A 22409-nucleotide genomic window follows, 5' to 3' on the forward strand; every position below is an offset into this window, starting at 1 on the left:
GAGCCTGGCCGTCCCGGGTGCTGGCGGGTGGTGCCGGCCACGGCCCGGAAGGGGGTCGGGAAGCGACGAGCCCGCCCCGCCGGCTCGCCGCTCGGGGCGGGTCGCCGACGGGGCGGGCGGGTGGAGCGGTTCAGATGCCGCACTTGGGGGCGGACCAGAGCGGTGAGGGGTCGAAGGCCACGTGGGTGTGGTCGTTGTGGCCGGTGTAGCCCGGGCCGAGGATCTCCGAGAAGCCGTGCGTCCGGGACTGCTGCGCGAGGCGGCACAGGGTCGGCGAGCCGACGAGGTCGGCGGCGTCGCCGTACAGGTGGCGGCTGCTGGACGCGCCGCCGACCGCGTCGTTGCAGGCGTGGGAGCGGAAGCCGCTGGAGACCTGGATCGGCACGTCGCCGAGCGCGTGCCGCATCGCCTCCAGCTTCCACATGGTCTTCAGCGCGTTCGCCTTGGCGGTGGTCGCCGAGACCGCGCCGCCGGACCAGGTGGAGTTGCACTTGTTCAGCTCGGCGTACGTGAAGTGGATCGGCGTGCAGTCCGCGTCCTGGAGCGAGTAGATCTTGCTGAAGGTCTTCGGGCCCGCCACGCCGTCCGCGCTGAGCCCGTACGCGGCCTGGAACTTCTTCACGGCGGCGGCGGTCCGCGCGCCGTAGTTGCCGTCGTACGAGAGGCGTTCGCCCGAGGTCACCCAGCCGGCCACGCGGATCTGCAACTGGGTCACGTCGCTGCCCGACGAGCCCTGGGAGAGGGTGCGGTTCCAGGTGTAGCACGAGGCGGCCTGCGCCGTGCCCGACGTCGTGCCGACGCCAATCACGGCACCTGCCATGACCATGACAAATGAGACAAGCAAGCGTGTGGTGCGTCTGAGCATCCCGGCCTCCCGACCGTCAACCGTCACATCGCGAACGGGAACCGGCGGTCCCCGACTGAAGTAGCCCACGCCAACGTCTCGTTGGCGGCCGGGATCTAGCCTGTGGCCGGCACGCTACGCGCGTCAACCGCCCGTACGCGGGCCGCCGAAAGTTCGCCTCGCTGTCGCGCGACGGCAAGGGGCGTCGCGCGGGGTGGCGCAGGGCGCGGCGCAGGGGGCGTGGCGCTCCGGCGGGTCGGGTCGGTGGCGCGAGGGCGGTCGTCGGGGCGGCCGGTGGTGCGGGCAGGATCGAAGGTCCGCCACCACCGACGGATCAGGAGCGCCAGGACGTGACCGCCAAGCCGCCCACGGCACACACCACCACCTACGGGGCCGCCGCCCTGGCCATGGACGTCCACTACCCCGACGGGGCCCGGGCGGCGGCGCCCGTCGCCCTGCTGTGGCACGGGATCGGGCCCGAAGAGCGGGACGTCCTGCGGCCGTTGGCGCGTGAGGTCGCGCGGCGCGGACTGCTCGTCTACGTACCGGACTGGCGCTCCGACGCCGCCGACGGCGGGCGCGCGCACCTCCTTGAGTCGCTGCGCTTCGTACGGGAGCACGCCGGCGCGCACGGGGGTGACGCCGACCGGTGCGTGCTCGCCGGCTGGTCGGCCGGGGCCGGGGCGGCGGCGGGCCTCGCGCTGCGGCCCGCGACGCGCGACGGGTGGCGGCCGACCGCCGTCGTCGGCATCGCGGGCCACTACGGCCGGCCCGCCCGCACCACCGGCGCCAGCCCCTTGGCGGAGTCGGCCACCACGTCGGCCGGGCCGCTGCCCGTGCGGCTGGTGCACGGGACGGCGGACGGCATCGTGCCGGCCGAGCACACCCGTGAGTTCGCCGCCGCCTTGCGGGGGCGCGGCTGGCCCGTGCGGCAGACGGAGTTGGCGACCGATCACGCGGGCGTGGTCATGGCCGAGTTCGACGCGGAGCGCGGGCGGTGCGTCCCGGCCCGGGCCGGGCACGCGGTGGCCGGCGGGCGGGCCACGGCCGAGGTCATCGCGCACGCGGCCGGCCTCGCGCTGGCGGAGGGCGGCTCGGCCGAGGGCGGTTCGGGTGCGGGTGGCTCGGGTGGGGAGGGCCCGGCCGGGCGGTGAACGCGGCGCCGCGTCGGCGTGTGCCGGGCTGGCCCGCGTAGGTGGCGAGCATCCGCTCCGTCAACATACGTACGTGTATGTCGTGAGCTGTCAGCACATGCATACCCCGCCGCGCGAGGGGGTAGCTCGCTGACCCCCTGACCGGTGTCAGCAGCAGTAGGGAGATGCGGATGGGCACACCAGCACCCGGCGACGAGGCCCCGACCGGCGCCGCTCACGTGCAGGTTCTGGACGTGATGACGCAGGACACGCTGCGGGCGGTGGGCGTCCCGGTGGACGTCTCGTCCGCCCGTCCCTTCGCCCCGTTCCACGCACCGGGCGGGGTCGCCGCGCCCGACGGCGCGCCGCCGGTCGCCGGCGGACGGGCCGGGGGCGGGGAGGCGGTGCCGCAGGCGGTGGTGGTCAGCGCGGTCGACGGGCTGCCGCGCCGGGCCCTGCACGTGGTGCGCGACGCGCGGGTCCCGCTCGGTTGGCGGGTGACGCCGCTCGACCTCGGGGCCGGGGTCGAGCCGGCCGAGGTCGTCGTCGTGGGCCAGCCGCCGCGCTGCGTGGTGCTGGACACCGCGGGCGCCCTGCACATCTGCGCGCTCACACCGGACGGCGGCTTCGGCCCGGCCCGGCGGCTGTCGGCCGACGACGGGACCCGGTGGGAGGCGTTGCGCCGTGACGGCGAGGGGTTGGCGTACGCGCGGCAGGGGGCCGGCCGGTACTGCCTGATCCGCGAAGGGGAGGCGCGGGAGGCGGAGTTCGACGACGCGGGACCCGGCGGCGGCCTGCTGGCCGACGTCGAACTGGGCGACGGTCGGTACGCCTGCGCCGCGTGGGTGCGACCCAACGACGCGTACCCCGTGCGTGTGGAGTGGCGCGGCGCGGACGGCGCGCGGGGTGGCGGCGTTCGCCTCGCGGACGAGGAGGGCAGGCGGGCGCGGCAGGTCGTGGCGCTGTACCCGGACGGCGGGGCCGTGCTGGTCCTGGTGGCCAACCGGGACGGGTCCTTCTCGTGCGCCCGCCTCGACGGTCGGGCGGGCGGCGAGGGGCGGCTCGCGCCGGCGCCCGTGCCGCCGATGCCCGTCGCCGTGGAGTTCGCCGACGTCGTCCCGCATCGCGTCCGGGAGCCGTTCGGCGGGGCCGAGCACGCCTTCCGGGACGTGTACGCGCTGGACGTGGCGCGGCGGCTGTGGGTGATCCGCGAGAGCCGGTCGACGCCGGGGCGCTGGCTGCCGCCGGTCCCCATCGACCGGGAGGTCGGCCTGTTCGCCGTCGCCGGCCGGGCGGGCGGCGAGCGGGACACCGCGCTGTTCACCTGTCACCGGGACGGCCCGCTGCTGCGACTGGCCGTCCAGCAGGCGCGTACACGCAGGTGGCGCTCCGTCGAGGTGCGCCGAGCCGCCACCGCCGGTGAGGCGTACACCGCGGACTTCCACCACGTCGAGCTGAGCGTGTTCGACGCGACCGGCAGGCCGCTGGTCCTGCACGAGGTCGGCCTCGCCAGTGCCGCGCACGCCGGCGACTGCGAGATCTACTGGCAGCGGCCCGGAGTGACAGGCGTCGAGCCGACGTTGCACACACTGACCGCGGAGCCCCAGCCGTTCCTGACCGACCACGCGGGGCTGCTGCGGTTCATGGTCCGGGCCACCACGCTGGCCAGGACGGAGCTGGTCCTCACGAACGGGGCCGGGAACCACGCGGCCACCCTTCGCCCCGGCACCAAGACGCTCGCCTACCTCGCCGGCACGGGCACCCTGCGCGAGAGCGACGCCCGGGGGCGGCTGCCCGCGTTCGACGCCGGGGGAGCGGCGCTGGGCGACCTCGCCGCAGGCGTTGCCCCCGACCGGCTCGCCCGCACCGCCGAGGCCATCCGGACGATCGCCCGGCACGCGCTGGAGGGACCGGCCGCCCCGCCCGCCGTACCCGTACCGACCGCCACCGACGCGCCGACCAGCACCGATGCCGCGGATACCGCCAGTGAGTACGAGGCCGTAGCCAGCGCCACGGCCCAGGGCACGCGGGCCGGGGCGGACGGCGACGGGGACCCGCTCGTGATCGGCGACCTGTGGTTCGGGGTGGAGCGCGGCGTGGTCGAGGTGGGGGGTTGGGCCCCGGACGGGACGGGCTGGGCGGCGACCGGACTGGCGCTCGCGGGGCGGCCCGTCGCGCCGGGCGTCCGGTTGCCCGTGCGGGGCATGGAGGAGGGCGGGCGGGCCGTCGGCGCGTGCTTCGCGGGCGTCGGCGTCCCCTCCCGGGAGGTGATCGGCTGGTTGAGCGCCGCGACCGACTGGAAGGCCGTGTGGGAGGCCAAGACGGCGCTCCAACGGGCCATGAACCTCTCCCGGACGGTCGCCGACGCCGACGGGTTCGCCCACCTGGACCGGGCCGTCGACGCCTGGCTCGACGCGCGCGAGGGCGACCTCGACCAACTGCTCGACGTGCTCGCGCACGGCCTGCTCAAGGACAAGACGTTCCAGGCCGGCATCGCCCTCGCGGTGCCCCACCCGGTGGTCTTCGAGGCCCTCAACGACCCGATCGCCGGCTGGCTCGAGGAGCGGCTCCAGCGACTCGGCCCGCTGACCTTCCCCGCCCCCCGGCTCGACCCCGCGCTCGAGCGGGCCTTCGCCACGGACTTCGCCGCGGTCAGGGAGCGCGTCCTGTGCCATCTGCACGCCCTGTGGGAGGCGGTCGGCGGCCTCGTCGGCAGCCAGCGGCAGGTGTACGACCAGGACCTCGCCCACCTGCTGGCCGAGGCCAGGAAGTGCCTGCGGGCGGTCTTCGGGTGCGTGCGGGAGATCGTGCACAGCCTGCTGCGGGTCGTGGACGCCGCCGTGGGCGCGATCGCCAGCTCGCTGAACACCGCGTTGGACGGGTCGCGGCTCACCCCGCTGTGGCAGCAGGCCGCCCGCGCCGCGCGGCGCGAGGACGACGACACGCCGACCGTCGGCGGCCTCCTCGCGCTCATGGCCGCCTACCCGGCGACCATCGCGTACAAGGTCGCCACGGGCGACGCCCGGGCCAGCCTGTTCCCCGACGGGGTCTGGCCGTACCACACCGGCGCCGGGCCCGTGCCTCGGGACGGGGACGAACAGGCCCTGGCGCTCGGGGTGTTGACCAGCATGAGCACCTGCTACCTGGCGTTCGCGCGGGCCGGCGTCGACCTGTGGACGCCGCGCGCGCCGGACCAGCCGCTGCTGCGCCACTTCCACGGCGGCGTCCTGGCGTCGAGCCTGGTGGTGCTCGGGGCCGGCTTCGGCGACCGGACGCTGGCCACCCACTCCGGCGAGCACGTCCCGTACCTGGCGCTCGGCGAGGTCGTCGCCGGGATCGGCAGCCTGCTCGACCTGTTGGGACACGACACCGAGGCGGGCCGGGCCCTGCACGAGGCGGCGCCCGTCGTCACCACGCTGGCGGCGCTGTGCACCCTCCCGCTGCTGGTCCGGGCGTGGGAGGACGGGCGGCTCGCGGACGGCGCGGGGGAGTGGGCGGCGGTCCTCGGCCCGATCGGGCCGCTCTTCGCCTTCCTCGGCCTCCCCGAGTTCGCGGACGCGCCCGGCGTGCCCGCGGCGCACGCGGCGATCGACCTGGGGGCGCACGTGGCCGCCGCCATCCCGCAGTTCGTCCACGCGCTGCGGCGCTAGCCGCGCCGCGTCCCGGCGCCACGGGCCGAGTCGGCCGACCACCGTGCCGCTTCGGCCCCGAACGGTGCACATCCGCGTCCTCCTTCGGGCGATCAGCCGTCGGCCGGCACGGCAGCGGTCGGTGGGACACGCGGGCGCGCGGTCGGTGGCAGGGCCGGGTGCGGGCCGGACCCGGGTGGGTCCGGCCCGGTGTCCGCATCGCGCAGCAGCCAGCAGCGTGGATAGGGACGACTCACACGCTACGACCGACCACTGACAACGCCCGGCCACCGGCCATGCCCCCGGCCGTCGCCACGGCGCACGCGCCGGGCGGCGATCCGCGCACCGCGCGCCGGCCGGTACCGGCCCGCGCTGGCCCGCCTCGTGCAAGCTCCTCGAACGGGGCGCCAGGGCGCGCGGCCAGGGCTGCCCGCCCGGGGCGCGCGTCACCAGGCGCGTACGTCGGACGCGTGCGATCAGGGCGTGCGATCAGGGCGCGTGACCGGCGCGGGGCGCTGGCCCAGATGGGCGACGGCGTGCTCGCGGAGGGTGCGGGGCGGGCGGCCCGTGACGCGCAGCACGGTGTCGGTGACGCGGTCCTCGGCGCCCTCGGCGATGGCGCGGTCGAGCCCGGCAAGGAACGCGGCGTACACCACGGGCAGTTCGGCCGCCAACCGGTCGCGCAGGTCGGCGAAGCCGACCGGGGCGTGGCTGACGGGGCGGCCCGTCACCGCGCTGAGCAGGGCGGCGACCGCGTCGTAACTCAGCGCCTCGGGGCCGGTGATGACCAGGTCGCCGGTGGGTGGCGGGTCGTCGGTCAGCGCGTGGACGGCGACCGCGGCGATGTCGTCGGCGTCCACGAAGCCGACGCGGCCGGTGCCGGTGGCGGTGGTGAGCACGCCGTCGCCGCGGACGCTGTCGGCGTGTGGGTGGTGGCCGGTGAAGTTCTGCATGAACCACGACGGCCGCAGCACGGTCCAGGTGTCGAAGAGGTCGCCGAGCGCGGCGTGCACCTGCCCCACGCCCGGGTCGCCGGCGCGGACGGCGGACGAGCTGAGGAGTACGACGCGGCGCACGCCGGCCGCGCGCGCCCGGCGCAGGAACGGCAGGACGACCGGCGCGGGATCGAGGTCGCTGACCGGTGGGACGACGTACAGCCGGTCCACGCCGCGCAGGGCGTCGCCGTGGGTGGCGGGGTCGTACCAGTCGAAGCGCGCGCCCCGGGCGCCCGCCGGCGCGGCGGCGCCACGGCTGGCCGCGGTGACGGGCCGCCCGAGCGAGACGAGCCGACGGACGATGCGCCCGCCGGTGTTGCCCGTGGCCCCGGTGACCAGGGTGGTTCCAGTGGTGTCGGTGGTAGCCGGGGTGGTCGGGGTGGCCGGTGCGGTGTCGTGCTCGGTCATGACGCGCTCCTCGCGGTGGTCTGCTCGGCGGCCATCGAGTCCGGGATGGCGAGCGGGTTCCAGTAGTCGCGGTAGCGCGTGAAGCGCCCGTCGTGGGCGGTCGCGACGACGACGTACGTCATGTCGTAGGGCGCGCCGGTCGCCACGACGCGGCCGGTGCCGCGCCACTCGGCGACGATGGTCGTCGGGTCGGCGGTCTCGTGGATCTCCAGGTGGGCGACGTCGCGCAGGTCGATGTGGGCGGGGTAGTCCCGCAGGTACGCGGCGAGTTCGGCGCGGCCCGTCAGCCGCCGCGGGTAGCCGGGCGGGGCGTACGGGAACTCGACCAGCACCCGCTCGTCGCTGAGCGCCACCCAGCCGTCGATGTCCCTGGCGAGCAGCAGGCGCAGCCCGTGGCGGAAGAGGTCCACCGGTGTCATGGGGTCGGTCATCGGAAGTGCTCCGTCCGATACGATACGGACCGATAGTCCGCTTGTGTTCGTCGACAATATACGGACCGTCGGTCCGCATCGCAAGAGGAGGGTTCCGTGACCGTACGGAGGGAGCGCGCGGACGCCGCGCGCAACCGTGAGGCCGTGTTGGCGGCGGCCGACGCGCTGTTCGCTCGCAGCGAGCGCCCGCGCGGCATCTCGATGGACGACGTGGCGGCGGCGGCCGGGGTCGGCAAGGGAACCCTCTTCCGGCGGTTCGGGGATCGGACGGGGCTGATCCGCGCCCTGGTCGAGGCCCGGATCGAGCCGCTGCGGCAGGCCGTGGAGGCCGGGCCGCCGCCGCTCGGCCCGGGTGGCGCGCCCCGGGAGCGGGCCCTGGCGCTGCTCGACGCCGTGCTGGAGTTCAAGCTCGCCAACCGGCACCTGACGCTGGCCCTGGAGGACGCCGGCGGCGGCAGCCCGTACCAGGCCGGGCACTACGTCGGGTGGCACGCGACCCTCCGCGACGTGCTGCGGGACCTGCCCGACGTGTCGGACGCCGACTACGCCGCCCACGTCCTGTTGGCCGCGACCCGGGCCGACCTCGTGGAACACCTGGTGTCGGTCGAGGGGTTGACGGGGGATGAGGTGCGCCGGCGACTGGCGGGCTTCGTGTCCGCGGTGCTCGGTTAGCGAGGCGGTAGCGCCCCGCCCGCCGGTCGCTGGCGGGTGTCCCGGAGTGGCCCGATGGTGCCTTCGGCGCTGGTGTCGCTTCCGTGGGGCTGCCGGGCCGCGCCGCCCCGCGCATTGCGCGCTTTCGGAGTGCTCGCATTCCCTGTCGCGCGCGGTGGGAGTTCGACGCGGGGGATGGCGTCCGGGCGCCTTGGCCTGTCGGGTGCGTGAATGGCGGAAAGGCCGTTACCGTAGGGGGTTTGGCGTACGATCAGGGGTGCGGTGATATGCGCGACGCGGTGAAGTCCGCGTAACCTGCCACGAGTTCGGAACGGCGTCCGAGTGGCGGTTCGTGCTGGGTACGCGTCGTGTGCTGGGTTGGAAATGCGGGTCGGAGAATGGTCGGCGAGGCGTGGCCGCTTCGCGGGCTTCCCCGTCCGGCGTCGCCCGTAACGTGCCAGCCGGAATTCACGGAATCCTGCCGGGGATAGCGGGGTTACCGGGGTGCTTGAGGGGTGTTGTGGGGGGCCGGCGGCGATAGCGCATTTCGCCGCACCGGGGTTGCTGACGCCGCGGATTCCGCCGACCGGCCCCCGTTTCCGGTCCGGTAATGACGGGCGGTGAGGAAAGGTCCGGTGCATACCCGGCCAATCGGTGCGGATTTCGCGTGCGCGATGTGCCCGCCGGTGTTGGGGGGCAAGGCCCCGGAGCCGGTCGCGGGACCGGGGCGGGCCGGCGCCGGCCCGCGACGGGTGTTCCGACGTGGTCGCCGGGCGCCCGTGGCGTGGCATGTGCCCTGGTGGGGCGGCGGGTGCCGGGCGTGGCGGGCCGGTCGGTGGCCTGGTGCGGGGCGGCCCGCGCGACCTGGCCGGTGGTCGGGGGCGGCGTATTGCGCGGCGGCGGACACCGACCAGCCGTCGGTACGGGCGCGCGCGGGCCTGTCGGGTGCCGGCGCTGTGCCGATGCTCACGCTGGTGGCCGCCGAGGGATGGCAGTCATATGGCGCGGCAATGAACAAGGCGTTGATCGGTGCGAAGGGGGAACGGCGCCTCGGAATCACCATGGAAATCCGGCCGGGTCCTATGCCATGATTCACCGGCGCGACGCACTGGATGCGACCCAACTGGCCACGTAGCTACTGGGATCGCTGGGAAAACTCGTCAGCATGAGACATGGAGGGTCCAGGGATGCGTGTCGCCGCACCGAGCGGTCACCGTTCTCATTTCTCTCTTCCCCTATCCCGCGCGAGGGTCGACGCCGCGGCCCGTAGCGCGGATCGAGCGGGCGAATCCGCCACTTACGTCAGCGGCGGGAACCACCCCGAACCGGGCGCCACGGGCGTGCGCGGCAAGCGCGTCCCGCATTTCTGTCAGTCGTTTCGTTCGCCGAATGGCAAGGCCGCCGAAGACAACGGCAATTTCCTGCTAGTCACCCGATTCCGGTGGTGCTACTGCGCCGATCTGCGGCGCGCCGTACGGTCAGCCCCATGAGCACCCGGCCACCTCGTCCGCGGTTAGCGGCCCGCACCCGGGCGGTAAGCGGTGGATCGCCCCGTCCCCGGTGCGGCACGGGGCCGGCCCCCGGCCGGGTGCGCACGGCTCGCCCGCGAACCGCGCTACCCGCCACCAGCGCCGGAGTGCTCCCCACCACCGCCGGGCCGCTCGCGACGCCCGCCGGAGCGCACGCGAGGCCCGGCTCGCCCGCGGCGCCGGCCGCCACGCCACCCGTGGCAACGCTGTCGCGGGACGCCCCGCCGGCACGTACCACCGCGCGTTTCCGCGTCGCCCCCGCCCGGGTCGGCGCCCCCGCCCGAGTCGGCGCACCCGCCCGGGTGACCGCGCGCGCCGCCGTCCCGTACGCCACCGCCTCACCCATCACCGCCTCACCCACCACCATCCCGTCCGCCGTCGGGCGCCTCGCCGCCCCGACTCCGCGCCGCCGGCCCGCACCGGGCGAGCCGTGGCGGCGCTCGACACTCGATGCCCGCGCCGCGACCGCGGCGGGCGCCCAGCGCCGCGGCCCGGTGCCCGGCCCCACGCCGGACCCACTGGCCGGCCGAGCCCCACCCCGGTGAGCCCGCGGGGCCCACTCGCCCCGCGAGTCGTCGGTGGGAACCATGCGCGATGTGACAACGCAACACGGGGGAAGACATGAAGGACGGCGCGTTGCCCTATGCGGGCACACCCGATACCGAGCCGACGGCCCTGCGCATCGGGGTGCTCGGACCGATGGAGGTCAGAGAGCGGGGCGAGAGCCGCACGCCATCGGCGCCCATGGCCCGGCGCGCCCTGGCCGTGCTGCTCATCCACGCCAACCGGCTGGTCACGACGTCCGCGCTGATCGAGGAGTTGTGGGAGGACGAGCCGCCCCGGCTCGCCCGCAAGACCGTACAGACCTACGTCTACCAGCTCCGCCGGGCGCTCCAGAGCGCGTCGGGCCCCACCAACCGGCTGGAGACGTGCCCCAACGGCTACCGGATCAACCTGCTGGTGGACGAGCTGGACCTGTGGGAGTTCGAGCGCCGGGTCACCCAGGCGCGGCGCGCCCTCGGCAAGGGGGACGCGCTGAACGTGGTGGCCACGCTGCGCTCCGCGCTGGCGCTGTGGCGCGGCGACCCGTTCGCCGGGCTTGAGGCGGGGCCGGTGCTCGCGGCCCGGATCACGCAGATCTCCGAGGCCCGGATCAGCGCCCTCGAACTGCGCATCGAGGCCGAGCTGCAACTCGGCCGGCACCGCAGCCTGCTGGGCGAACTGCGGCAGCTCACCGCGGCGCACCCGGTGCACGAGGAGTTCACGGCGCAGCTCATGCGCGCCGCCTACCGGGCCGACCAGCGCAGCATGGCGCTCGACGCGTTCAGCCGGCTGCGCCGCAACCTCGTCGAGGACCTGGGCATCGACCCGTCGGAGCGGTTGCAGAAGCTCCAGTGGGACGTGCTCAACGAGACCCTCGAAATCGACCAGCCCGCGGTGCGCGCCGAGCCGGTCGTGCTGACCGCGCCCGCCGGTGCCGGACAGCCCGAGCCGGGCCCGCTGGCGCCGGCCGTGCCCGCGCCGGCCGCCGCCCTCGCGGCCCACCCGGCGGCGGCCCACCGCCCACCGGCCCAACTGCCGGTGGACACCGCCGACTTCACCGGGCGCCGCGCCGAGTTGGCGCGCCTGGAGGAGTTGGCGCAGCCGGCCGCCGGCGCGCGCTCCGCGCCCCGCATCGTCACCGTGCTCGGTGGCGCCGGCGCCGGCAAGACCGCGCTGGCCGTGCACGCCGCGCACCGGCTGCGCGAACTCTTCCCCGACGGGCAGTTGTACGCGCGGCTGCACGACGACGACGACCGCCCGGTGCGCCCCGCGGGCGTGCTGCGCGCGCTCCTGCGCGACCTGGGGCACCCGGTGGTCGACCTGCCCGACGACACCGAGGAACTGGGGCGCATCTTCCGCAACTGGAGCGCGGAGCGGCGGCTGCTGGTCCTGCTCGACGACGCCACGTCGGCCGACCAGGTGGCGCCGCTGCTGCCGGGCGGCCCGGGCAGCACGGTGCTGGTCACCTCCCGGGTGCGGCTGCCGGGCCTGCCGGGCGCGGCCACCGTGGAACTCGGCCCGATGGAGACCGACGAGGCGGCCGAGCTGTTCGCGTCGCTCGCCGGCCGCCACCGGGTCGGCGCGGACTCGGCGGTGGCCCGCCAGGTGGTGCGGCTGACCGGCAACCTGCCGCTCGCGGTGCGCGCCGCGGGCGAGAAGCTGGCCGCACGGCCCATGTGGTCGGTCACCGACCTCGCCGCGCGGCTGGCCGAGGAGGACCACCGCATCGCCCAGTTGCGCACGGGTTCCTTCGACGTCCTGGCCCGCCTTGCCAGCGCTTGCGCGCGCCTTGACCAGACCGCGTACGAGGCGCTGACGCTGCTGTCGGCCGCCGGCGGCGAGCCGTTCACCATCGCGCGCGCCGCGACGCTGCTCGGCGTGGACGCCTGGAGTGCGGAGATGCTGGTCGGACAGCTTCTCGACCACTGCGTGGCGGAGATGTGGCGCGAGGGTCCGGACGCCGTGCCACTGTTTCGTATCCCCGTGTTGATCCGGCTGTCCGTGCCCGTACACGCGCCGGCGACCGCCGCGTTGCACGTCCTGCCCGGAGCGCGCGAGCGTGCCGTGCCGGCCGCGGCGGGTACCTCCGCGTAAGTCAACCCCTGTTCCCTGGGCGCCCCTTTTCCACGCCTTGAACGCGCCTTGGCCACCGGCCAGCAGGATCGTTCCCGGAGCGTTCGAACAACGCTCCGACATGCCTCCCCACCGGCCGCGCGCCGACCGCGACGAAGCGGCGAGCCCACGGCCGGCGGGCGAAGCAGACAGGGGGTGCCCCATGGGACACGGCGGATGGCCGCTGGTGCCCGCAGGGCTTGACGTGGAGGTCGTCGCAGCGGGCCACGGTGACATCAGCGGATGTCGCTTCGAGGTGCGCTGCGCGGCCGAGCGCGCCGCGGACCCGGGACCGCGCGCCGGGGTCGGCACCGACCCGGCCCACGGCGGTCGGGAGTCCCGCCGCTGACGGCCACGACCCCGCCCAGGCCCCACCACGCCGAGCGCACCTACGCACCCGCGCAGTCGTGCGATGACAACGGAGGACGAACCAACATGGCAGACCTGGAGTTCGGACAACTCGACGTCCGGTACGCCGACCACGAGACGCTGGCGCTCGGCGGCGGTGTGGAGCTGAGCTACGAGGTGCGCGGCGAGGGCCCCGCCGTCGTCATGCTCAACAACTTCGCCATGGTGAGCCCTTTCTGGCACGGCTTCACCACCCAGTTGGAGGGCGACTTCCAGCTCATCAACTACGACCTGCGCAACCAGGGCAACTCCAAGCCCGGCCCGGAGAAGGTCCGCTTCGTGGACCACGTCGAGGACCTCAAGGCCCTCCTCGACCACCTCAAGGTGGACAGGACGTACCTGATCGGCACCTCGATCTCCACCCTCATCGTGCGCGACTTCGCGCTCAGGTACCCCGAGCGCGTCGCCGGCCTGGTCCTGGTCGGCCCGGCGTTCTCGCCCAACGGCGGCCTGCGCCGCGAGCTGGTCACCCGCTCCTGGGTGGCGAGCCTGGACTCGGGCGGCATCCCGCAGTTCTTCAACCACCTGTACGCCATGTCCTTCTGCGACCAGACCATCAACGGCGGCGGCCTGCCCGCCTACCTGGCGCTGCGCGACAGCTTCGCCTCGCTGTTCACCGCCGAGGGCATCAAGGAGAACTTCCTCGCCTCCCTCGAACTGGACGACAACCCCGAGCTGCTGTCCCGGATCACCGCGCCCACCCTGCTCATCCTCGGCGACGGCGACTTCTCCTGGAGCGAGTCGGTCGTCGAGGACGCGCTGGCCCGCATCCCGGGTTCGCGCGCCGTGACCCTGGCCCGCGCCGGCCACGTGCCCTTCTTCGACGACCCGGACGGCTTCCAGAAGGCCACCGGCGAGTTCCTGCGCGAACTGGTGGCGGCCGGCCAGCACGTGTCGGCCTGATCCACCACCCGGCGGGGGAGCGGACCGGCGCGAACCGCCCGACCGCCCGGCGCGCGTCGGCCGCCACCCCGTGCCGGCGCGCCCCCGCGGCCCGCCCCCGCCGCACCCACGCGACCGATCGACAGTCACCGCCGCCGCGGCGAGCGGACTGACCGCGCTGTCACCATCCCCTGGGAGAAGCACTAATGACGATCCGTCTGCTGACCGGGGCCACCGGCTTTGTCGGCGGCACCGTGGTCCTGGAACTGCTGGAGCGCACCGAGGGCGTCATCTACGCCATGGTGCGCGGCAGCGACGACGAGGTAGCAACCAAGCGCCTGCACGAGGCGCTGAACGGCCTGGCCGAGGGGTACGGACGCCCCGAGCTGGCCACCGCGATCGCCGAGCGCACCCGGGCCATCCGCGGCGACATGACCGTCGCCGGCGGCGGCGTCGACCTGGCCACCGCCCCCCGGATCGACGAGCTGTGGCACTGCGCGGCGTCCCTGCGGTACGAGGAGGAGTACCGCGAGGAGATCGAGGCGCAGAACATCGGCGGCACCCGCAACATCCTCCAGTTGGCCCAGGACCTCGGCGCCACCACGTTCAACTACGTCAGCACCTCCTACGTCGCCGGCGCCCGGCGCGGTCTGATCCGCGAGGTGCGCGCCACCGACACCTCGGTGGCCAACAACAGCTACGAGCGCTCGAAGATCCAGGCCGAGGCGCTGGTCCTGGACGCCGCCGACCGGATGCGCGTCCGCGTGCTGCGCCCCAGCATCGTCATCGGGCACAGCGTCACCCGGCACGGCATCAACTGGTCCGGCATGTACGGCTTCGCCCGGCAGGTGCTGCTCTTCAAGCGCGTGGCCGGCCGCCGGCTCGGCGTCGAGATGCTGCCCGACACGCCGGTGCGGCTGCTGGCAGACCCCGAGTCGCGGCTGAACTTCGTGCCGGTGGACATGGTGGCCCGCAACGCGGTCTCCATCGCGCTCTCCGACTCGCCGGAGACCTTCTTCCACCTGGCCAACTCCGAGCAGCCCACCACCAGCGACGTCATCACCACGGTGATGGACCTGGTCGGCCTGCCCAGCCCCATCTGGGCCTCGGACACCACCGACTTCACGCCCGTGGACGACGTCTTCGACAAGGGCATGGACTTCTACCGCCCGCACATGAAGAACAGCAAGACGTTCGACCTGACGCACACCGACGCCGTCTGCGGCGCGGACGCCTCGCGGGCTCCGATGGGCATCGACGACCTGGCCGAGTACGTCCTGTACTTCCTGCGCCAGCAGCGGGGGTTCGACGAGAGCGCCGGCCTCGGACGCGTGGTCAAGCCCGCCACCGAGCGCCTGCGCGTGGCCTAGGCCGCGGCGGTCGCGGCCCGCAGACGGCGGTCGCGACCGCCGCACTCCCCGTATCGCCCGCACTGTCCGTATCGCCCGCACCACCCGTACCACCCGAGCCTGCCAGCACACGCGGGCAGTGAATGGAGGACCCCAATGCACAGCCCGGAAGCAGTAGCGGAGAAGCTGCGCGCCCTGCTGGAGGACATAGTCGGCGGCGCCGTGCCGCTGGACGAGCCGGGTGCCCGCACGGTGCCGCTGTGGAACCTCGGCCTGACCTCGACCGGCTTCATGCGCCTGCTCGACGCCATCGACGAGACGTTCGGCGTCGAGTGGGACCTGCTGGACTCGGTCGACGCCGTCTCCTCGTTCGACAACCTGGTGGCGCACATCGCCGCCGAGCCCGACACCCGCGCGGCCGTGCGCGAGGGAGCCGACCAGTGAGCCGGCGCACCATGGCGCTGGCCACCGCGCCCGCGGAGGCCGCGCGCCGCCACCCGGGCGCCTCCCTCTACCTGGACCGCCCGCTCGACCTGTTCCCGGCCGCCGGCACCGAGCTGAGCTTCGTGGACTTCCGCGACCGCGTCGACCAGGCCGCGGGGCTGCTCGCCGCCGCCGGGGTCAGCGCCGGCGGCCGGGTCGTCATCGTCAAGCGGCCCAACTTCGACGTGCCGCTGCTCGCCTTCGCGTGCGCCCGGATCGGCGCCGTGCCCGTGCTGGTGCACGACGCGGTCGGGGCGGCCTCGCTCGGCGCGCTGGTGCGCACCACCGAACCGGTCGCGATCGTCACCGACGCCGCCATCGAGGCCGGCGGCACCCTGGCCGAGGTGGCGGCCGACGCCGCGCCCCGCTGGTACGTCGGCGCCGCCGGCGCCCACGGCCGCTCGCTCGGCGACCTGAGCCCGGCCCCGCTGCCCGCGCTGGCCGTGCCACCGCAGGACTCCCCGCAGTTGGTCACGCACAGCTCCGGCACCACCGGGGTGCCCAAGCTGGTCGTGCACTCCGTCAAGAGCTTCGCCGGACACGCCAAGCCGCAGGTCATGATCGGCCGGGTGCTGCGCGTCAACGACCCGCTGCTGATGTGCCTGTCGCCGGTGCACGCGCGCAGCATGTCCGGCATGCTCGCCATCCTCGCCCTCGGCGTGCCGCTGGGCTTCATGGTCGACCCCGAGCCGGCCAACGCCGCCGCCATGATGGCCCGGGTCCGCCCCGGCCTCCTGGAGACCGTGCCCAACGTGTTCATCCGCTGGGAGGAGGTGGCCGAGCAGCGGCCCGAACTCTTCGCGGGCGTACGGATGTTCCTCAGCTCCTTCGACGCCGCCCACCCCAGGACCATCAACACGCTGCTGCGGGTCGCCAAGCCCAAGGCCCGCTACCTCCAGGCGTACGGCCAGTCCGAGACCGGCCCCGTCACCGTCAAGCTGCACCGGCTCGGCGGCGGCTGCGAGGACGGCCGCTGCGTGGGCAAGCCGGTCTTCGGGCACACCAGGATCCGCATCAGCGACGAGAACGGCGACACCGATCTCGGCAAGCAGACCCCCGGCGCGATCTTCGCCCGCTCCGGCGGCATCACCCCCAGCTACATCGGCTACCCCGACCAGCGGAAGAACGGCTGGTGGGCGATGGGGGACTACGGGATGGTCAGCAAGAAGGGCTGCCTGCACCTGTACGACCGGCTGGTGGACCGCGCCAGCGGCGTGGACAGCCTGCTGGCCACCGAGGACCACATCCTGGAGAGCATCCCGCAGCTCACCGAGGCCGTGCTGATCCCGGTCGAGGACGGGCTGCCGGTGCCGCTGGTGTGCACGCGCGGTGACCTGCCGCTCGACCCGGTGGCCTGGGCGGCGGCGATCAAGGAACTGCCGCCGCTTGCGGACCCGGTGCACTGCCGCTGGGACGATATCCCGCACACCGCCACCTGGAAGGTCAAGCGACTCGAGGTCGCGCGCCGGCTCGCCGCCGGCGAGCTGACCCGGCTCGCGGAACGGTAAACGGCGACAAGGAGCCCGGAAGATGACGACCGATCACCGGAACGTGGCGGGCGACCCGCCGGCCTCGCGGCTTGAGGCCATGAAGCGCGGCGTGGAGAGGATGATCCCGGTGCCCGCCGGGCACCGGGACGCCAGGCTGGGCGTGGACGAGGCGGCCCACCAACTCGGCTGCGCCAGCGAGCTGGTGGAGCTGCTGGTGGCGGCCGGCTTCCCGGCCGAGGAGACGCCGCAGGGCCTGCGGTTCGACTACCACGACGTGATGAACCTGGGCCTGCAGTCCGGCACCGGCAAGTCGGTGGCCGAACTCGGCGAGCGCTCCTGCATGCGACTGGCCACGGGCAGGCCGGAGAGCTGGACGACGGCCCGCACCTGGCGCGTGCGGCTCGCCGCCTCCGTCGAGGGCTCGCCCGAGACCGTGGTCGCCCCGCTGCCGCCGGCGCCCAAGGTGCTCGGCGGCGAACTCCTGGCGTGGCAGGCGGACGTCGACGGCCCCGGCACCGCCGAGGCCCGCCTGACCACCCGGGGCCTGGTGGACAGCCCGCGCACCGACGCCGTGCGCGACATCCACGACCAGCTCCTGGACGAACTGGCCACCGGCGTCTACCAGTACGGCTGGATCCCCGGCACGCTGCGCGCCGAACCGCGCACCGCGCTCGCCCACCGGATGGCCGACTGCGTGGTCTCCGCCTGGCTGATGCGCGAGCGCGCCGAGGAGGCCGGCCTGCGCGCCCGCACCCGCAAGGGGTTCCTGCTCGGCCTCATCGGCGTCGAGCACGCCTGGACCGAGGTGTACGAGGAGGGGCGCTGGCTGGTGCTCGACCCGGTGCTCGCCTATCTCGGCGGACGCCAACGCAATACCGCCCCGGAGTTCGCCGACTTCTGCCGCGGTTCCATTCACAATCGCGTACTCGCCTGGGACCGAACGGCCGAAGAGCCACTGGCCGATCACGTCTCTGCCAATGGCGAGCGAATTCTCGTCGATTGCCGCCCGCTGCCACTGGCCGACTGATCTGATCATCTCCGACACGCCCTCGTCGGAACCGAATCGGCCGGTTCCGAAAGCTCCACACTGGAGGATCTGATGTTCAACAAGCTGGCAGCGCTGGCGACCGGACGCAGAAAGCTGGTGCTCATCCTGTGCCTGCTTTTCTGCGTGGTCGCCGGAGGGCTCGGCGGCAGCGTTTCGAGCAAGCTGTCGTCGGGCGGGTACGAGGTGCCGGACGCGGAATCGACCAAGGCGAGCAAGGCGCTGACCGACCGCTTCGGCACCGGCGAGCCCAACCTGGTGCTGCTGGTGAAGACCCCACAGGGCGCGGACCAGGCGCAGACCGCGCGCAAGGGAGCCGAGCTGACCAGGAAGCTCGGCGACGAGCCCGGCGTCCAGTCGGCCGGCTCCTACTGGACGCTGGGCAAGGACCCCTCGCTGCGCAGTGAGAAGTCCGACTCCGCGCTCGTCCTGGCCCACCTGGAGGGCGACGAGGACGAGGTGGAGGACAACCTGGAGCAGCTGCTCCCGCACTACGAGGACGGCTTCGAGGGGCTCGACGTCCTCTTCGGCGGCCGGGCCGAGGCGTACCGCGAGCTGAACGTCCAGACGCAGGACGACCTGCTCCTCGCGGAAACCATCGCGCTGCCCATCACCCTGATTCTGCTGATTCTGGTCTTCCGCGGCGTCATCGCCGCCCTGTTGCCGCTCGCCCTCGGAATCGTCTCCATCATCGGCGCCATGCTGGTGTTGCAGATCCTCGTCTCGTTCACCGACGTCTCGGTGTTCGCGATGAATATGACGACGGGGCTCGGACTCGGACTCGGCATCGACTACAGCCTCTTTGTCGTCAGCCGATACCGCGAAGAACTCGGAAAGGGCGCGACGGTCGAGGAAGCGGTCGCCACGAGCGTCAAGACCGCCGGCCGTACGGTGCTTTACTCGGCCATCACCGTCATTCTGTCGCTTTCCGCCCTGCTGCTGTTCCCCATGTACTTCCTGCGGTCCTTCGCCTACTCCGGCATCGCCGTCGTGGCCTTCGCCGCGCTCTCCACCCTGGTGATGCTGCCGGCGCTGCTGGCCGTCATCGGGCCGCGCATCAACAAGTGGTCGTGGACCAAGCAGCGGACCAGGTCGGTCGAGGACGGCTTCTGGCACAAGGTCGCCACCAGGGTGATGCGCCGCCCGGTCCCGTTCGCCTCCGGCGTCATCGTCGTCCTCCTGGTGCTCGGCGGCCCGTTCCTCGGCATCAGCTTCAACCTCGCCGACGAGCGCGCGCTGCCCAAGGACGCCGAGGCGCACCGGGTCAACACCACGCTCTCGCAGGACTACACGGCCCGCGAGATGGAACCGGTCATGGTCGTCGCCGAGGGCCTCGGCGACCCCAGCGCCAGGACGGCCGAGATCGGCGACTACGCCAGCGCGCTCTCCCAACTCGACAACGTCGCCCGGGTGGACGCGCTGACCGGCTCGTACGCCGAGGGCCGCCAGGTCGGCCGGGCCAACAAGGAGTCGGCCCGGTACGCGGGCGAGGACGGCACCTGGCTGTCGGTGGTGCCCAGCGTCGGCTCCTACAGCGACGAGGGCCAGGACGTGGTGCGCGACGTCCGCGCCACCAACGCCCCCTTCGACGTCAAGGTGGGCGGCACCGGACCGGCGTTCCGCGACACCATGGACTCGCTCGGCGACCGACTGCCGTACAGCATCGCGCTGATCGCCATCTCCACCTTCGTCCTGCTCTTCCTGCTCACCGGCAGCGTCCTGGTGCCCGTCAAGGCGCTGGTGCTCAACCTGCTGAGCCTGACGGCAACCTTCGGCGCCATGGTCTGGATCTTCCAGGACGGGCACCTGCAGTGGCTGGTGGGCGACTTCACGGTCACCGGTGGCATCGTGGCCACCACGCCGATCATGATGTTCTGCGTGGCGTTCGGCCTCTCCATGGACTACGAGGTCTTCCTCCTCTCCCGGATCAAGGAGGAGTACGACCTGACCGGCGACAACACCCGCTCCGTCGCGCTCGGCCTGGAACGCACCGGCGGCATCGTCACCGCCGCCGCCGTGCTCGTGGCCACGGTCTTCCTGTCCTTCGTCGTCTCCGGCATCACGTACATGAAGATCCTGGGCCTCGGCATGGCACTGGCCGTGATCATGGACGCGACCCTGGTGCGGGGTGTGCTCGTGCCGGCCTTCATGCGGCTGGCCGGCAAGTGGAACTGGTGGGCCCCCGGCCCGCTGGCCAGCCTCCACCAGCGCTTCGGGCTCAAAGAGGGCGGCGAGAGCGCCCCCGCTGCCGCCCCGGCCCCGGCGCGCAAGGACTCGGAGGTCGGCGGCTAGACCACGGCGCCCACGCGCACCCCAGCGGCGGCGGGGCCCACGCCACGGCCCACGGCCCCGCCGCCCGCGTCGGCGTCGGCGTACGACAGCACCCGCCGCCCCGACGCCGACGCCGCGTATCCGGCGCCCGCACCACCCGCACCACCCGCACCACCCGCACACCACGAGGGGAAGCCGAAGCCGTGACCGACCAGCTCACACCGGGTCACCGACCGCTGCCGGAGTCCAGCCACCTGCCGCGACCGCTCGACCGCGCCGCCCACGTCACGCCCAGCTCCGCCGGCCGGGAGGCCCGCTGATGTGGGTGGCCCACCTCGTCCGCCGCCACCGCCAGCGGCGCCCCGACGCGCTGGCGGTGGTCGCCGGCGCGCGCGAGCTGACCTGGCGCGAGCTGGACGCCCGCACCGACGCGCTGGCCAGCGCGCTGCTCGACCGGGGCGTACGGCGCGGCGAGCGGATCGCGGTCAGCTCGCCGAACCGCGCCGAGGTCCTTGAGCTGTACGTCGCCGCGGCCAAGGCGGGCGTCATCGTCTGCCCCGTCAACCACACCTTCCCCGGGCCCGAGGTCGCGTACGTCATCGACACCGTCGAGCCGGTGGGCGTCTTCGCCGACCGGTCCGTGCTCGACCGGCACGGCGACGTACTCGGCGACGGCTGGCGGGTGACGCTCGGCTCGCCCGCGTACGAGGCGATGGCCACCGGGCCCGTGCGGACGCTGCCGCTGCCCCGGCAGGACGACATCCACGCCATCCTGCACACCTCGGCCACCACGGGCCGGGCCAAGGGCGTGACGGTCACCCACCGCTCCCTGTCCGCCTGTTACACCGGCATGGCCGCCGAGCTGGGCTTCGGCCCGGGCGACGTCATGGTCAACCCGTGCCCGCTGTTCCACGGCAGCATGGTCATCGGCCTCGCCCTGCTCGCCGCCGGCGGCACCCTCGTCCTGGAGCCCGAGTTCACCCCGGAGCGGTTCCTGGCCGACGTGGCCCGGCACCGCGCCACCCGCGCCTTCCTGGTGCCCGCCATGGTCCGCGCCGTGCTGCGCGAGGCGGCCTTCGACGCGACGGAGCTGACCACCCTCACCGAGGTGATGTGCGGCGGCGCGCCGATCCCCGACGAGGTGTTGCGGGAGGCGCTTGAGCGCTTCCCGTGCCCGCTGCGCAACGTCTACGGCATCACCGAGGGCGGCGGGCCCATCGCCGCCATGCTCTTCGACCGCGCCCAGGTGACGGGTGGTGCCGCCGGCATCGCCGACGCCACCGCCGAACTGCGGCTGCGCTCGGCGGGGCGGATGCTGCCCGGCTGCCACATCGAGATCCACGACCGCGCGGGCCACCGGGTGCCGCCCGGCGAGATCGGCGAACTGTGCGTGCGGGGCGACGGGCGGATGCTCGGCTACTGGGGCGACGAGGCCGCGACGGCCGAGGTGCTGCGCGACGGCTGGCTGCGCACCGGCGACGCCGCGTACGCCGACCCGGACGGCTACCTCTACCTCGTCGACCGGCTCCGCGACGTCATCGACCGGGGCGGCCGACACGTCTACCCGGCCGAGGTCGAGCGGGTGCTCGCGGCCCAGCCCGGGGTGGCGGACGTGGCCGTGGTGGGCGAGCCGTGCGCGCAGTGGGGCGAGGTGCCCGTCGCGTTCGTCGCCGCGGCCGAGCCGGCGCCGCGGGCGTCCGCCCTGCTCGCCGCCTGCGTCGCCGAACTGGCCGGCTACAAGCGCCCGGCGCGCGTCGTGTTCGTCCCCGAGGTGCCCCGCAGCACCGCGGGCAAGGTGCTGCGCCGAGTGCTGCGCGCCGGACTCGGCCAGCCGGCCACCGGCACCCACGGCGCGCCCGACCAGACCACCGGGGCACGGTCCGCGACCACCGGGGCCCGACCCACCGGCGCGCCGAGCACCGACCCCGGAGCAACCGACACGCCGACCACCGACGTCCAGGCCACGGGCGTCCAGGCCACGGGCGCCGAGGCCACGAGCGCCGAGGCCACCGGCGTCCAGGCGGCCGGCCCGGCGCCGGGCGGCGAGCCGACCACCGGCCCGGACGAGGGCGGGCCGGGCGTCCGACCGAGCGGTGCCGACGCCGCTTCGACCAGCACACAGGCGCCGACCGACGGCGCCGCACAGGACACCAGCGGGAGTGGCGAGGCGGACCTTCCGCCCGCCACCCCGGCCAAGGGGGTATGA

The 22409-nt window shown here is 74.2% G+C and carries 15 protein-coding genes; 12 read left to right on the forward strand and 3 right to left on the reverse strand.

Translation table 11 applies throughout. The annotated features are described in order from the left end of the window. Positions 1-130: 130 nt before the first annotated feature. Positions 131-865 carry a D-Ala-D-Ala carboxypeptidase family metallohydrolase gene (locus AC3CHW_RS25440; protein WP_488468029.1) on the reverse strand — a complete coding sequence of 245 codons (735 nt, stop codon included), beginning with the start codon at positions 863-865 and terminating at the stop codon, positions 131-133. A gap of 329 nt (positions 866-1194) precedes the next feature. Here AC3CHW_RS25440 and AC3CHW_RS25445 point away from each other — a divergent pair, with 329 nt between their 5' ends. Further along, on the forward strand, positions 1195-1998 hold the full coding sequence (locus AC3CHW_RS25445; protein ID WP_488468030.1) for an alpha/beta hydrolase fold domain-containing protein: 804 nt from the start codon (positions 1195-1197) through the stop codon (positions 1996-1998). A 170-nt stretch (positions 1999-2168) separates the two neighbouring features. Then, entirely contained in the window at positions 2169-5627 is a 3459-nt protein-coding gene (locus AC3CHW_RS25450; protein ID WP_488468031.1) for a hypothetical protein, read from the forward strand. Between the two features lie 455 nt (positions 5628-6082). Here the strand turns inward: AC3CHW_RS25450 and AC3CHW_RS25455 are convergent, their stop codons facing one another. Both AC3CHW_RS25455 and AC3CHW_RS25460 read right to left on the reverse strand, forming a co-directional pair. After that, positions 6083-7009 (reverse strand): NAD(P)H-binding protein, encoded by a 927-nt coding sequence (locus tag AC3CHW_RS25455; RefSeq protein WP_488468032.1) that lies wholly within the window; start codon positions 7007-7009, stop codon positions 6083-6085. After that, complete coding sequence (locus tag AC3CHW_RS25460; protein WP_488468033.1) at positions 7006-7440, reverse strand: nuclear transport factor 2 family protein; 435 nt, start codon at positions 7438-7440, stop codon at positions 7006-7008. The genes AC3CHW_RS25455 and AC3CHW_RS25460 overlap by 4 nt, the downstream gene beginning before the upstream one ends. Before the next feature lie 96 nt (positions 7441-7536). On the opposite strand from AC3CHW_RS25460, the gene AC3CHW_RS25465 reads away from it, so the two are divergent. The 10 genes from AC3CHW_RS25465 (at position 7537) to AC3CHW_RS25510 (ending at position 22409) form a co-directional block, all read left to right on the forward strand. After that, a complete protein-coding gene (locus AC3CHW_RS25465; protein WP_488468034.1) occupies positions 7537-8112 on the forward strand; it encodes a TetR/AcrR family transcriptional regulator in 576 nt (191 codons plus the stop codon). A 2129-nt stretch (positions 8113-10241) separates the two neighbouring features. Then, a complete protein-coding gene (locus AC3CHW_RS25470; protein ID WP_488468035.1) occupies positions 10242-12257 on the forward strand; it encodes an AfsR/SARP family transcriptional regulator in 2016 nt (671 codons plus the stop codon). A gap of 181 nt (positions 12258-12438) precedes the next feature. Further along, positions 12439-12624, forward strand: coding sequence for a hypothetical protein (locus AC3CHW_RS25475; RefSeq protein ID WP_398612003.1), 186 nt, complete (start codon positions 12439-12441; stop codon positions 12622-12624). An 86-nt stretch (positions 12625-12710) separates the two neighbouring features. Further along, positions 12711-13586: an alpha/beta fold hydrolase gene (locus AC3CHW_RS25480; protein WP_459248526.1), complete on the forward strand. Its 876-nt coding sequence runs from the start codon at positions 12711-12713 to the stop codon at positions 13584-13586. 185 nt (positions 13587-13771) lie between these two features. Next, positions 13772-14935 carry an SDR family oxidoreductase gene (locus AC3CHW_RS25485; protein WP_466294103.1) on the forward strand — a complete coding sequence of 388 codons (1164 nt, stop codon included), beginning with the start codon at positions 13772-13774 and terminating at the stop codon, positions 14933-14935. Positions 14936-15070: 135 nt separating this feature from the next. Next, positions 15071-15358 (forward strand): phosphopantetheine-binding protein, encoded by a 288-nt coding sequence (locus tag AC3CHW_RS25490; protein WP_176161471.1) that lies wholly within the window; start codon positions 15071-15073, stop codon positions 15356-15358. Next, a complete protein-coding gene (locus tag AC3CHW_RS25495; protein WP_488468036.1) occupies positions 15355-16905 on the forward strand; it encodes an AMP-binding protein in 1551 nt (516 codons plus the stop codon). The genes AC3CHW_RS25490 and AC3CHW_RS25495 overlap by 4 nt, the downstream gene beginning before the upstream one ends. 22 nt (positions 16906-16927) lie before the next feature. Continuing rightward, complete coding sequence (locus tag AC3CHW_RS25500) at positions 16928-17914, forward strand: transglutaminase domain-containing protein (protein WP_488468037.1); 987 nt, start codon at positions 16928-16930, stop codon at positions 17912-17914. A 72-nt stretch (positions 17915-17986) separates the two neighbouring features. Further along, positions 17987-20224, forward strand: a complete 2238-nt coding sequence (locus AC3CHW_RS25505; protein ID WP_488468038.1) for an MMPL family transporter — start codon at positions 17987-17989, stop codon at positions 20222-20224. Between the two features lie 298 nt (positions 20225-20522). Then, entirely contained in the window at positions 20523-22409 is a 1887-nt protein-coding gene (locus tag AC3CHW_RS25510) for a class I adenylate-forming enzyme family protein (protein ID WP_488468039.1), read from the forward strand.

The organism is Streptomyces sp. MGP-BFMKR1, assembly GCF_057766585.1.